The following is a 14773-nucleotide window of genomic DNA, read 5'->3' on the forward strand; positions in this document are numbered from 1 at the left end:
TTCCTTCGTAAAAAATAGGACAGGGGGTTAAGTCTTATTCTCCAATAGCTTCGAGGATATGACCAATAACTGGCTCTACACGCCAATATTCCTGACCGTCTTTCTTACCTACAGGGTTGGCTAGGCTAAGTAGGTCTGCCCATTTTAAAACTTTATTCACAACTTCTGTCTGGAGGTCATGAATAAAATCTACTAAATCATTAAGAGACACTTTGCCATCAGGAGACATTTGACACAATTGAGCTAAAACTCGTAAGACTTTTTGTTGTTCGTAAAGGTCAATCCCTAAATGTTCTGTAGTAAAATAAAGTGCTTCTTGGCTGTCATTGAATGAATCTTTGATTCTTTCTAAATGCAATTCCCAACGGTGTATGTCAGATTTGGAATTTTGGTAGAAACGATGCAGTAATGCTGACCAATTTCCTGTCCCTGTAGTGATTTTTTCTCGACTATTTTTATCACTGGGAAAATTACAATCTTGTAGCCATTGCCGTAGAGCTACATCATGCCAAGGTTTTAAACTCAAAGTGGTTATTCTGTTAACACGATTCAATTCTGTGCTACGATCACAGATTAAGTCCCATGCTATTTGAGGGTCAGCAATAAAAACTATTCGCACAAAAGAATTGTTTGATCTCAACCTTCCAATCTGTGCAATTGCTTCATCAATCCAGTGATGATTCCACTTGGCTAAAGCAGACACAAAAATGATTGTTGTACCTTCTTTTTGGCGATTACGAATTAGACGATTCAAGCTTTGGCTAAATTCATCTAAAGATGAGATGTTATCCAAATATTTATCAAAATATTCCTTTTTCTTACTCACAACTGATTTGGCATAAAGATCCAAGTCATCAAGTCCTGCTGCCTGAGAGCCAAATATAATAGAGACTCCGTTTTCAGCCAGCAGCAGTTTTGATTCTTGCTGGGCTGTTAGGGGACTGCGCCTAGAGTCTTCCTTTATACCAATAGCTGAACGAAAAGTCGCAGGCTCATATTCTAGAGGTATTTCACGAGGCTGCAAGAGTGTTACTTCTATTTCTTCTAGGGTTCCCATAAGGAGTAGTACATTGGGACTTCTAAGGGTAAATCCACCCGTACTAGTGACACGTAAAACCCCTAATCCGACCATTTCTTCTAGTAAAACTAGAATTTCATCTGATGATAAACCTTGGAAACCTTCGTACCACCATGTTAGTATTTCATTACGAATCCAAGACAAATTAAACCCATTTACCATGCCATTTTCGCTCTCTATAGAGCCATAGGCAATTGTGTAGGCAATCACTTCGTAGCGCTGGTCTAATTGCAGTGTCCAGATAAAGCGATCGCGAATAGCTTTACGTAAGTCCTGATTGTTGTAGGCATCATCAACTTGCTGTGAAGTAATAGTATAAGGTGGACCATTGTGGATATCAAAATTAGCAACATCAGGATTAGTAATGTGCCGGAGTAATTGTTGACAATAAAGTTGTATAAGGCTTGGATAATAGTTAGTTTGTGAGAGAATACGCGTGACTAAATCGGGCGAATCAAAGCTATAGCCAATGCTAGCAAATGGTCGTTCAATTAAGGCTCTTGCCTCCCGCATTTCACCATTATTCAACAGTGGACCAATACAAATAGGCTCTCCCAAATGTGCTAAAGGATGGTTCTCCAATTTGGTAGTACGCTGTACGTTGTGCAAGCCAGCAAATACTACTTTGAAACGACGATTTGTTCTGTCCATTAATCCTTTCAAACGAGCAGAACGAATAAAATCTCCTTTTTCGTCATTGTCTGCTGTGCGTTTTTTACCATCAGCTTCCAGAAATTTATCTGCTTCATCTAGTAACAACAGAATCTTGCGGTTTGTATCCTGGTTCAGCCAAGTTTCAATTTCTTTTAGCAGTTCGTCTGCTTTTACACGATTAGATTTATTATCAGAAATTACTCCGATTTTTCTAAATTCTGAGGCCAGTAAATTCCAAATTTCATCAATATCCCTATCGTAACCGATTGCTTCTGATTTAAGGTCGAGCCAAAGTGCAATTTTCCCTTCATTAGGTGAGTGAAACTCACGCTCCACTGAACGCAGTAAAACCGTTTTACCTAACTGTCGTCCCCCGTAAATAAAACAAGAACCCGTAGGAGAAATAATCGAGTCTCGTTCCCGTTCCCGTCCGTAAAACATTTCTGGGGAAACAAACCCTGAAGTAGTCGTATATGGTTCTAAGAAAGTGAAGGGCAAGGTACACTCAAATAATATTGATAGACGTGCGCCCCTTTCTCCACAAAGATAGAAGATGACAGCATCGTCAATAACGATAAAGGTACGACGGCGTTCCCGACACAATCGGGCTAGGTCTCTACGCCTTTTTTCTGACATCCGTCCAAAATGAAACACTAGTACCGCAGAGCCATGAGAAGTGTGTCCAACAGCATTAAGAATTTCTTCTTCTGAAGGTCTGTCCCATACGCAGAGAATACGATAACGACCTTTTGCCTCTGAACCAAAAGCGGGCATGGAACAACGCTTTTTGTCTTGAATCGGCTCAGTGGTGACATCAATCCAGGTATGATTCCCAACTTTTTTGATAATAATATTGTCAGTGTTAAAACCGAAGCTGCTTAGAATTTGACTAGCATCTTTATCTGTGATTGCTTGCTTTCTTCCTTTGACTGCAAACCAAGTATCGAGCATTTTAGATGCTTGCTTTGCCTGGGCACCGGGTACCTGCCGCATCTGTAGAGGTCCAATACTGATGCGCTGAGCAATGTTATTTATTAGTTCGCGTCGCTTGTTTGGATTTCTGTCAGCAGGCTCAAGTACGTCTTCTATAGAAAAATAATTCTCCTTAAAGAAGTCTTTAAAGGCTTCTCTCCTATTTTCTGGTTCGGGTATTTGTCTTCCTTGCTGCACCATATCTATATATTCATTAGCAGTCAGGACATCACCTGTATCCAACACATTGCTAATTCGAGCATATGCAGGATTGTCTTCCCCCATTTCTTCAATTAGTTTAATTAGTTTGCTCCTAGTCTCATTAATGCTTTCCTGCCGTTTAGCATTTATCGCTTGACCAATCTCTGAAAGATATAAGTTTTTTTCATAAAAACGTAGAGTTTTTTTTGTAGAGGCTTCTATTTTTTCTATCTGAGATGCATAGTGTAATCGCTCGGTTTCTCTAAGTAAACCCAAAGCAACATTATCTTCCAGTAATTTTCTAGTATTTTTAACTGTTTTCTCTAATTCATCGCGACAATGTTTAATACTAGCTTTACGTTGCTGCTCTAATTTATCTATATCAATTGATTTCTCTGGATAGACTCGAAGATACTCAATAATTCGTCCAGTTGCCTCATGGTCTTGACAGGTACACCTTGCATGGAAAGCTTGTTCCCAATTGAAATTATTTTCCTTACAAAAATTAATTATTTCCTTCACAAACAAATTTGGGCTTTTGACTTCAGGTTGCCAATTAGAATCCATAGGCACTGAAGGTAATTTGAGCAATTCTGCATTGAGGAGATATTTTAAATCAAATTCTACTGTTGGTAATGTGGCATTTGGTTCAAAAAGATTGCTAATATTTTCGATTGCTTTTTTACAACAGTAAACTCCAGCTTTTATCAGGACTGATGAATTACTCTTATCGAAAGCATTCAGTTGTTGCAAAACAGAAGTGTAAAGGCTTGCCAAATCTTGTTGCAATAGTTGAGCTTGACTGTAGTCATAATTATTACGATTTCTCGTGCAAGGTTCTTGTAAAGAAATCCACTGGCGAGCAAAATCAACGGCTTCCCGAACGTGCTGGCGAATTTGATTGAGAGCTAGACCAGTGATAGTATCACTACTACCACGAATTAAACCTAGTTCGCGCTGTTTGCGTTTGACTTCATCATTAATTTGAGTTTCTGACGACAATTGCCCCACATAATTTTTAACAGCATCTAGCCTGCTCAAATCGTTTTGTTGAATTGGCAATATAAGAGAATAAATAAGTTGATTTGGCTTTATCCACTCATTCCAAACTGCCTTAGCAGGACCATAAATCATATTTAAACGTGGTGCTTGAGTCCACCAAACTTCAACTTGCTTACGTAAAGCAGTAACATCGGCTTCCCACAACGTCTGATTTCTGACTGTTTTAATGGCTGTCGTATCCAAGGCTAAACCTTGGTTTCCGAAGTTACCTATAGTTTGGCAGTACCGATAAAGCTGACTCAGACCTTCTCCCAATCTAAGTGAGAGAAGTATTGCTGGAGCGTGAGTATTTGGGGCAAGTAATGCTGGACGGAGAGCAGCAGTGGCTAAAAGCAAACTAACAGCTTGGTTCCAATCATTATCTCCATCAGTAAAATAGTTATTCGTAAGGTTTGTAAAATCGCTTCTGAGAATGTTAGCAATTTCTCCCAATCCGAAATCATAGCGTATATGGCAACCTAAAATAACTCCTCGAATTATTCCTGATGGTATATTTAATTGAGAATTGGGGTAAATATCTTCTAAACTACGTGCTAAATAATAAGCCAAACAAAGTTGGTTTTCTCTAAGTAGTTTCCAAATTTGTTTGCGAAGGGCTAGTGGTTCTTCTTCGCTGATAGATATAGTATTTTGTTCCTCTATATCTTCTAGGGTTAGCCGATCTTGGGGCTGTACTTCTTCTGTCTTCTTTTCTCCAAAAGCATTCTGGTTTATTACCACTTTGGGCTTATCTGTAATTATAAATTCTCTTTTAGCTAAATTTTCTGGAGTTGTAATTAATGTTTCCTTTGTCTGAAATTCTCCTATAACTTGATTATTATGTGATGCAATTTCTGTGTTCCCCTGTAGTACATTTGATTGCTCTTTAGTTGCTTGTTTCACAGAGAATTTTTCTGTTTGATGAGTTTCGGCATAGAAGCTTTGAACATCAGTTTTAATACTTGAAGGTAATGTTATGCCTTGTATAAAGTCTTCTTTAACAGTTAGTTTTCCTCTTACTGCTGCTATAGACAAAGTTCTACCAAATGTTTCAGACACAGAATCTTGAAGGTCTGCCAAACTATCATCATCTAAATCTTCCCAGTGTGTAATTAATGTCAGTAATTTCGATAATGGATGAGCACCATCAGTTAAATTTTTGATATCGGGATGTTCACACTCTTGGGATTTTATAATGGCTTGGTAGAGTTCGTTGGCTCTTACTTGACACTCTACTAAAGGTTGGAAATCATTTTCTACTCGATGAACAATTGATAAAACACGCTGTAAAATCATCAAAGCTTGATGAACTAGTTGCTCACTATCTAACTTTTTCTTTTCCAACTCGCCTATATTTTGCGCTAAAGATTCGATGTCATGATATGAAAGAAGTTCGATCTTCTTAGGGATAGGAGATACTTCATATTTAACTGCTAATTCTAGGGTTCTGTCACGCAATTTTACAAAATTGACTCGGCATTCGCCTAATTCTGAAATTAATTCTTCGGTTATTGGTATACCAGGATGCTGGAACTCTCTAGCTGCCCTGGTTAATTTTTCACTTAGTTGGTTAAAATCCTGTTTTAAAGAACCAAGTTGTTCAAGTAAATTTTTAGAATTATATTCCATAGTCTGAGCCCTTTGACTTGAATTCATTTTTTTCATAACTTCTTTCATAACAACGATGCCAAGATTGTTCTCTTTTTTAAAGTTATGGATTACGGTTGTTTCTTCTAAATTGAATTTCTTTGTTGAAGCATTTGATAAAACAAAAGTTTCTGGTGTAGAATTAACAATTTGAGGTATCAATTTCGACAATCTGCTTATTCTGGGGATTTCACTATATAATTTACTGATTGTTTTATTGATAATTTGACGAATGCGTTCACGGGTTAAACCAAATTGCTGACCAATTGCCTCCAAAGTTTTCTCGTATCCATCGTCTACACCATATCGCATCTCTAAAATCTGGCGTTCTCGCGGTTGAAGTATTGATAAGATACTTTCTAATTCTTCTCGCAAACAAGTTTTAATTAAACAAGCTTCCGGTGTGTCTCCATCGAATTCAATAACATCTGCTAATACATTATCTTCTCCACTACCAATTGGTGTATCTAAAGAAATTATTGGTAAGGCAGATTTAACAATAGATTGTAAATATTCATCTGTTACATCTAAACTAGCAGCAATTTCTTTTTGTTTGGGAAGACGACCAATTTCTTGAGAAAGTTGCTTAGTTGTTTTTTTAATTAAGGAAATTTTTTCCCACAAGTGAACTGGTAGGCGAATTGTGCGGGATTGATTATTAATCGCTCGTCTTATACCCTGCCTAATCCACCAAGTTGCATAGGTTGATAGTTGGTAACCTTTTGTGTAATCAAATTTCTCAACTGCTTTAATTAATCCCAAATTCCCTTCTTGAATTAAATCTAAAAAATCAACCCCTCGATTTATGTAATTCTTAGTAATGGAAACAACTAACCGTAGATTTGCCTGTATTAGCTTATTTTTAGCAAAGCGCCCATTTGCTATTCGTTCACGCAGCAGTGATACGGATATACCAAATTCTAAGGCTAACTCTTCATCTTGAGGATTACGTTGATGTTGTTTTTGTAATCGTTGTCTAATGTTTTCTAACGCTTCTAACTGTGCAACTTGACGAGCAAGAAAAATTTCTTCTGATGCCTTTAATAATTTAATTCGACCAATTTGTTGTAGATACCAGCGAATTGAATCTTGGGTTTCGTATTGCTTTTGAAGTTCTCTAAATCTAAGTGCTTCATGTTGAATTCGGTGAAGCGTTTGGGGCTCAAGTGAAAAAGCAGCAATTTTTTCTAATCGATTTAGGTCATGATAACTAGGGTCAGCAGTGTTGATGAAATATTTGTTAATATTGAGCCTAAAATTCATTCGAGCATCAAAGCTCATGCGAGGACTTACGAGCATTAACTGGCTGTAGTCCCTTGTGCATAATAATAAAAAATAAGACAATCGCTGACAGAGGCTTTTGGCAATAGCTTGCATTCTATAAGAAACTGCATCAAGCGAAAGCCATTCTGACGGTTTAAGTTGAAACAGAAGAACCTGTAACTCTGCATTTCCTTGGTTTGCAATTAAGTAGACATGATTAACAGCTTGAGTACTACTCTTTGAAAGTTCTAAATCTGTAACATCAAGCAATTCGCAAATGGCTTTGTACCCAAGTTTTTGAAATATTGCTGCTACTTGTTCTGGTTTTCTTATGTTTTTTACATCATCTAGGTGTAGTAATCTGTCAGACATCTAATTATAAGAGAAATCATATCGGTTATTACCAAAATAAAAATCCTTTGCATTCACCCATTACTTTTGCTCTTTGATTGAATTTAACAACTTTCAATAAGTTTTATCAGCCAGTGAAAGACAAAAGTGAACGATTAAGCTAACCAACCTCAAGCTGATTCATTAAAGGTCTGTTGATTGACTTAGGCTGATACAGATTGGGGGTTAGTCATGCCCGGATATCAGCATGACATATTTAGTATATATTATATCGTGTTTTTTGTCCGTATTGTAGATTTAACATCATGGGCTGCGACGCTCATAGAGCTTTTCGGCAGAGCTTATAAATATACTCAGTAGACCGACAAGTTTTGTGAAAGCGATGTTTTTCCTCAATTACTATATTATTTTTTACAATTTTTAATAAAAATTAACAAAGTTGGTCGCTTGGAATACAATGATAAGCTTATCAATTAATTAAGCACAAAGAATCAAACTGGACACAACGAACTCACGCGCAAGCATAATACTGAATCTTCGTCTTGTATCGCCTTTATCATTTAGTCCGCGTAGGCGGACTTCGTTTGTATAGCCGCGATTTCCAATCGCTAGGCTAAAAGGGGTTAGAAAACGGATTTAGTATAAGCCCTTGCGCTTTTAAGAATGCACTTTAAGTACGTTCAAGGACGCCCGTGTCACAAGAGCTAGGTTTCTTGAGGTTGTGCAAGTTAAAGAATTATTAGCTTACTCCATTCAATATTGAGTACAAATGCAAGCTTATTACCCCAAATAAGCTTTTCTAACTCGCTCATCGGTCATTAATTCCGATGCTCGACCTGATAAAGTAATGCAACCCGCTTCCAAAACATAACCGCGATCCGCAATTTGTAAAGCGAGGTTGGCGTTTTGTTCAACCAACAAAATAGTCACACCCGTAGCGCGTAAGTTTTCAATAATGCTAAAAATTTCTCTCACGATCGCAGGTGCTAAACCCAAACTAGGCTCATCTAACAGCAAAAGTTTTGGTCTACTCATCAAAGCACGAGCTATGGCGAGCATTTGTTGTTCCCCTCCACTGAGAGTTCCCGCCAATTGATTGCGCCTTTGTGACAAGCGGGGAAATAACTCAAATTGTTGCTGAATATCTGCTTTAATTTCTGCTCGATCGCCTCGAATATAAGCACCCAATAACAAATTGTCATACACGGTTTGTCGTGCTAATACCCTTCGTCCTTCAGGAGAGTGAGCAATACCGAGTTGCACAACTTCATGAGGCTGACGGCGAGTGATATTGCGTCCGTTATAAAGAATTTCACCACGACGGGGATTCACTATCTTAGATATAGCGCGGAGAGTCGTTGTTTTCCCCGCACCATTAGCACCCACAAGAGTGACGACTTCTCCACTATTAATAAATAAATTAATATTTTCTAAAGCTTGAATACCCCCATAATTTACGTAAAGGTCTTTCAGCTCTAAAATTCTCAAATTATCTGCGTTCATCTGCATTCAGTTAGCGGTTAAAAGATTTATTCATTGCCCAAATATGCTTCAATCACAGCTGGATCGTTTCTGACAACAGATGGCTCACCCAAAGCGATCAATTGACCAAAATCCAAAACAGCTATGCGATCGCACAAACCCATAACTAAGGGAACATGATGCTCGATCAAAACGATAGTTAAGTTAAAGCTTTGGCGTAAGTTGCGGATAAACTCACTCAATTGGTGCTTTTCACTGGGATTCATACCAGCTGCTGGTTCATCTAAAAGTAAGACCTGTGGTTCTAAAGCAAGAGCGCGTGCTATTTCCAAACGCCTTTGGTCACCATAGGCAAAGTTTTTCGCTTTTTCATCCAGGCGATCGCTTAAACCAACCAGCCCTAATAATTCTACCCCTCTTCGTTTGCTGTTTTGTTCTTCTTTAGGAGCAGGAGGCAAGCCCAAAATCCCCTGCATCATACTACTCTTGGTATGCAAATGCCTTGCTATAACAACATTTTCTAACGCTGAGAGTTCGCCAAACAAGCGAATGTTTTGAAATGTTCGCGCAATCCCCAAACCTGCGATTTTGTGAGGACGCAATCGAGAAATGTCTCTATCTTGATAAATTAAATGACCGCTAGAAGGTGTAATTAAGCCCGTAATTAAATTGAATAGTGTAGTTTTCCCAGCACCGTTAGGACCGATCAGTCCAAAAATTTCATATTTATTTACATGAAAAGATACATTATTGACTGCTACTAAACCCCCAAAACGGCGGGTTAAGTTTTTAGCTTCTAGTAAGGATAATTCAGAATTTTTAGTGAAAGTTTCTTGAGTCATCAGTCAGGTGGTCACTCTACCTACGTGCGGCGTTTTCTGCGCTTCTTAAATATATCTGGAGTCACAAGACCTTGGGGAAAAAAGATCGTCCCAATGACAATCAGCAGTCCAAAAATAATTAACCTGCCATCTCGCAATAATTGTGCCAACCAAGGAGGTATACCGCCCGTATCTGCCATTGCTCTTAACACCTCTGGTAAAGCTGTGAACACCATACCTCCTACTACCGAACCTAAAAAAGTTCTGGAACCACCAATTAACACAAAAGTGAGATAGTTAATACTCGTATCAAATGTCCCTTGACGTGAATTCCACGTGTTGAGGACGTGAGCGTTGATTGCACCAACTACTCCCGCAAGAATACATCCTAAAGTGAATGCCAGAACTTTGTAGTAAGTTGGATTTATACCCATTGCGCTCGCAGCTAATTCATCCTCGCGAATCGCCAAGAACGCCCTACCAACTTTTATACGTTCCAAGCGATAAATCAGCACCATACTCACAATCAGTAATGGTAGCGCAATCCATAAATACTCAATTGGTTCGGAGAAAGGTTGAGGAATACCGAAAATACCCACAGCCCCACCCGTAATGTCTAAGTTTAGAGCTAACACTCGCAGAACTTCTACAAGAGCAATGGTCGCGATCGCCAAATAAATCCCCCGCAACCGCAGCGCTGGTACTCCCACTGCTACTCCCAGTAAACCAGAAACAATACCTGCTATCAGCATTTCCAGCAATAGCAGTGGAACGGGAAAAACCCCGGTGGTAGAAAAAATAGTTGTCGAGAGAATAGCAGCAATATACCCACCCAAAGCATAGAAGCCGGGACTTGCTAGAGACAATTGCCCAGCCATCAGAGGTAAGTACAGAGATAGCCCCAGAAGCGCCCCCGATACCATAGAGACGATAAGAGCTCCATAAGTCGTAAAAAATTCAGCCATAAAGTATTGTCACTGAGATGTAGTTAAGAGAAAAATCTCTCATAATCTTCATGTTTACCAATCCAAAACCATGTGACTGTATCACCCTCCAAAATACCAATAGCTCGGTAGCCACGGGTTATTCTAACAGACCAAATACTTTCCTCCTGATTAATACATTTAAAGTGTAAAGATGGGTGAAAAGAGTTTTGTTTCCACAAGCGATATGCTTTCCTCGCACTATTTTTAGTATCATCATTTAAAGAACTATAAGTCTCCCAAAAGGAAGGTAAAGTAGCAGACTTCATAACTGGTCATAATTTAGTGGGGAAGCCTTTCCTTCTGCTATTTCCTGTTTAACTTTTCGAGCAGCAGCTATAAGTTGCTGCTGAGTTTTTTGAAACGTAGCATCCCATTGCATCTCATCTGTTAAATCTTCAATATACTCACGAAGGTGTTCAACAATTTGGTTTTGTAAGTCTTCAGGTAATGACTCCATCATTTTTACCATGGTGGTAATAGCTGTAGATGACATATTCCGACCTTCCATAGACTAGACTTTTTGAATAAACCGACGACCAAGTAAACCTTGAGGTCGCACTAACAGCATAATAAACAAAATGCCAAAAGCAACGGCATCTTTGTAACCGGAATACTCCCCAGGGACAAATGCTTCGACTAACCCGATAAGTAAACCGCCCAAGACTGCACCAGGGATGCTACCCAATCCGCCCAAGACAATCACCGATAAACCCCTCAACCCAAAACCAAGCCCGAAGTACGGTCCAGCAATGCTGACGCTAGTGGCGACTAAAGTTCCCGCGACTCCTGCAATAAAACTGCTAATGAAAAATGTCAGTACGATATAGCGATCGCTGTTTATTCCCAGTAAGCTTGAAGTTGTGGGGTCTTCTGCGATCGCCTGCATTGCCTTACCGTATTTTGTGTTACTGATAAAAAAAGTTAGAATTGTCACAACGATCGCAGAGACAGCAAAAATTACCAACTGAGCGCTACGAATACGAATTGGGCTGTTTGGTGCGCCAAAGTTGATAGAAACTGGTAAGTTACCGTAAGTATTTTCTGGAAAAGTATAACTTTCTGCACCAACTAAATACTGTATTAAGTTAACGATAACAAATGCTACACCCAAGCTAGAAACCACCGTTAGTAATGGGTCAGAACCTCGTTGTCGTAAAGGGAGAAAGGCAATGCGTTCAATCGCCACGCCTATCAACCCAGCCAAAACACTTCCCAAAATCATAGCAACAGGGAAGGGTAATCGTATTGGCAGAGTTGCATTAGCCAGAACACCATTAAATCCAAAAGTACCACCCATAAGTGCATATGTGAAATATGCACCCAAGGTAAAGACTGCGCCATGAGCTAAATTAATAATACCTAAAATAGAGTAAACCAAAGTGTACCCCAAGGCAAAAATAGCGTAGGCGCTACCGATAGATAATCCGTTGAAAAATTGTTGTAAAAATAGACTGAAATTCATCTGTTTGGAAAATAGAGCATGAGGTATTGGGTAAAGGGCATTATCAAACATACATTGATGCCCGTTACCCAAATTTATACCTCTTTGTGTGCGGGAGCATCCCAATTAAAAAAAACATCGGGCGATTGAAAATCGCGACTATACAAACAAAGTCCACCTACGTGGACTTAATACAAAGCCCGCCTGCGCGGGCTTGGTTTGTATAGCCCCAGAATTCTATTCTGACGGAATTTGCAAAAACGGAATGCACCCTTGTGTACGGAATTGATTTTGACTACTTTAAAATAGCAAATTTACCTTTCTTGGCACTTTTATCCATCGTAATTCGAGCAACATAAAATTCTTTTTGAATTACCTCGCCTACAGGAGTAAAAGCAATCTCACCAAGAGGAGTATTGTACTTTCCTGATAGTAGCTCTTTATTTAATTCTGTCCGCAGTTGAGGTAAGGGTAATGTACTAATTTTTGATTTTTTATCTAAAGATTTCAGAGCTTCGACATACACCTGCACTGCGGCAAAAGCTTGACCGCTAAACTGGGGCGGTTCTTCATTATATTGCTTTAAATAAGCAGCACGGAATTCTTTGTTAACTTCTCCAGAATATTCAGGGCTGTAAGCTTGAGCAATAATCACACCATCACAAAATGCTTGACACACTGCGAAAACTTTTCCCGTGTTCAGTCCATTTCCAGCAATGATTAAACCTTTATAGCCCAATTCTCTTAATTGTCGGATTAAATTCCCTCCATCAGCAGCCAAACCCGAAACAACGATCAGATCGGGTTTTAAGTTAATAGCATTAGTTGCTTGGGCTTGAAAATCTGTATCCGTGGTTTGAAATTTTTGAACTGTTACAATTTCCAGTCCTTGATCCTTAACTGTTTTCTGAAAAATCTCTGTTTCTGATTTGCTAAATACATCATTTTGTGCAAAAAAGACTGCTACTTTCTTAATCTTAGGATTTTCTTTAAGAGCAGTTTTGACTGAATTAGGAGCAACAATAGAAACAGGTGCTGATACACGTGCAACATAATCACCTATTTCTGGTACTCCTTTTGCAGTATTTGATGCTCCAATCACTGGAACTTTGGCTTTTTCGGCAAAAGGATCGGCTGCAAAAGCTTGCTGTGACAAAGTTGGACCCACAATTCCAACTACTTTATTTTTGTTAATTAAAGTTTGAAAAGCATTAATCGCCCCTGCTTCATCACCACTAGTATCCTGGAATACCAGTTTAATTGGAGTGCCATTAACGCCGCCTTTCTCATTAAAATACTTCTGGGCAATTTTTGCCCCAGCAACACCTTCTTGACCGAGCAAAGCGACATTACTTGTTTGTGCAAAGGCAATACCGATGGGAATTTCACTTGATGTGTTTGCCGTCGCAGCCGTGTTAGTTGTAGAGCTAGTACTCGTGTTACCATTAGTTTCTGTATTGGTACTAGTGGTTGAACCACCCCCGCATGCTGTCAGCAGCATGGCACAAGTTGCGAATAATGCAGTTGTTAAAGTAGTTGTTTTTTTCATGGTCGAATAAAGCAGGTTTCCGTGTATGCTTGATAAACTCAAGAAAGAGACTTGATATATCAGCTAAGGATTAAAATACTAAGCAGTTGTCAGAGTTAATGCAAGGTGCTATTGTAAAAAATCCGTAGCATTTTTACTAAAAAACGTAACTTAAGATACTGCTTTAAGCGGTTACGTATTGAATTTACATATTTGACATGAAAGCTGTTAGTTGTTAGTGGTTATTGGTGAGTGGTGAAATGCAGAGTGGCTACATCCCACAGCCACTAACTACTACCTAATAACAGTTCTCATGAAAAATCTGTAACTTCTACACTCATTAGCTTATACAGTCATTGGCATAGCAAAAGTTTATCGGCAAACCTAAAAATTGTGAATAACTTGAATTCGCCTTTTTTGCCTGATATGGTAAATATCTGGCAGCAAACCATGAATTGGACTCCCACAGTCCAGCAGCAAGATCTTTTCCAAAAGCTTTACGAGTTGATTTTATCCGGGAACAGCCAACAAAATTTGACTCGCATCACCGATCCTCAAGAGTTTTGGGAAAAGCATCTTTGGGATTCTCTACGGGGAATTGCTTTTTTGCTTTCAAGACAAGCACAAGAAAACACACCTGACAAAGAAGAGTCTACTCCCTCACTTCCTTCATCTCCCCAATCTCCGACATTTATTGATATTGGAACTGGTGCGGGTTTTCCTGGTATCCCAGTAGCCATGACTGTTACTGATAGCACTGTAACTCTTCTAGATTCCACTCGGAAAAAAGTTGCTTTTCTCGATCGCGTCAAAGATGACCTTCACCTGACTAACATTAAAACGGCGATCGGGAGAGCAGAAGAGATCGCTCATCAAAGCCAACACCGACAGCGGTATGATGTTGCTCTCATACGTGCTGTCGGAACAGCTTCTGTCTGCGCCGAATATACCTTACCGTTGTTAAAACAGGGCGGATTAGCCGTCATTTATCGGGGTAATTGGACGGAAGAAGAAGCAACGTCTTTAGAAAATGCCGTTCAACAACTTGGTGGGACAATTGAATCAGTCGAAGAATTTACTACTCCCCTCACTCACAGCATTCGTCACTGTCTTTATTTACGGAAAGTAGGAACTACACCATCTCAGTTTCCTCGTGCTGTTGGTGTCCCTACGCAAAAGCCTCTTTAAGTATAATAAGAGACTACTTCAGTGAAAAAACTTCAAAACTTGATTTTCTACTATTCTTCGGCTTCAGCAAAACGGCGAAGGTGTGAAACATTGGTAGTAGCAATCATTTAATTTTCGTAA

Annotated in this window: 9 protein-coding genes; 1 reads left to right on the plus strand and 8 read right to left on the minus strand. The window is 39.1% G+C overall.

From position 1 onward, the window contains the following. Positions 1-34 precede the first annotated feature (34 nt). From AB0756_RS22285 to AB0756_RS22320, 8 genes are all read right to left on the minus strand, one after another. Positions 35-7228, minus strand: a complete 7194-nt coding sequence (locus tag AB0756_RS22285) for a sigma-70 family RNA polymerase sigma factor (RefSeq protein WP_237265947.1) — start codon at positions 7226-7228, stop codon at positions 35-37. A gap of 759 nt (positions 7229-7987) precedes the next feature. Continuing rightward, positions 7988-8710, minus strand: coding sequence for an ABC transporter ATP-binding protein (locus AB0756_RS22290; protein ID WP_038083673.1), 723 nt, complete (start codon positions 8708-8710; stop codon positions 7988-7990). 26 nt (positions 8711-8736) lie between these two features. Then, positions 8737-9531, minus strand: a complete 795-nt coding sequence (locus AB0756_RS22295) for an ABC transporter ATP-binding protein (RefSeq protein ID WP_038083604.1) — start codon at positions 9529-9531, stop codon at positions 8737-8739. A gap of 20 nt (positions 9532-9551) precedes the next feature. After that, the gene (locus AB0756_RS22300; protein WP_038083601.1) at positions 9552-10475 is read right to left on the minus strand and encodes a branched-chain amino acid ABC transporter permease; all 924 of its coding nucleotides are present in this window, start codon (positions 10473-10475) and stop codon (positions 9552-9554) included. 23 nt (positions 10476-10498) lie between these two features. Further along, positions 10499-10762, minus strand: coding sequence for a ParE family toxin-like protein (locus AB0756_RS22305; RefSeq protein ID WP_050046851.1), 264 nt, complete (start codon positions 10760-10762; stop codon positions 10499-10501). Further along, on the minus strand, positions 10759-10989 hold the full coding sequence (locus AB0756_RS22310) for a hypothetical protein (RefSeq protein WP_038083671.1): 231 nt from the start codon (positions 10987-10989) through the stop codon (positions 10759-10761). The genes AB0756_RS22305 and AB0756_RS22310 overlap by 4 nt, the downstream gene beginning before the upstream one ends. 18 nt (positions 10990-11007) lie before the next feature. Next, on the minus strand, positions 11008-11958 hold the full coding sequence (locus AB0756_RS22315; RefSeq protein WP_038083599.1) for a branched-chain amino acid ABC transporter permease: 951 nt from the start codon (positions 11956-11958) through the stop codon (positions 11008-11010). Between the two features lie 274 nt (positions 11959-12232). Next, positions 12233-13486: an ABC transporter substrate-binding protein gene (locus AB0756_RS22320; protein ID WP_038083597.1), complete on the minus strand. Its 1254-nt coding sequence runs from the start codon at positions 13484-13486 to the stop codon at positions 12233-12235. A gap of 429 nt (positions 13487-13915) precedes the next feature. Here AB0756_RS22320 and rsmG point away from each other — a divergent pair, with 429 nt between their 5' ends. Continuing rightward, on the plus strand, positions 13916-14653 hold the full coding sequence (rsmG, locus tag AB0756_RS22325; protein ID WP_408019866.1) for a 16S rRNA (guanine(527)-N(7))-methyltransferase RsmG: 738 nt from the start codon (positions 13916-13918) through the stop codon (positions 14651-14653). Positions 14654-14773 lie beyond the last annotated feature (120 nt).

It is taken from the genome of Tolypothrix campylonemoides VB511288_2 (assembly GCF_045999855.1).
Taxonomy (GTDB): Bacteria; Cyanobacteriota; Cyanobacteriia; order Cyanobacteriales; family Nostocaceae; genus Scytonema; species Scytonema bouteillei_A.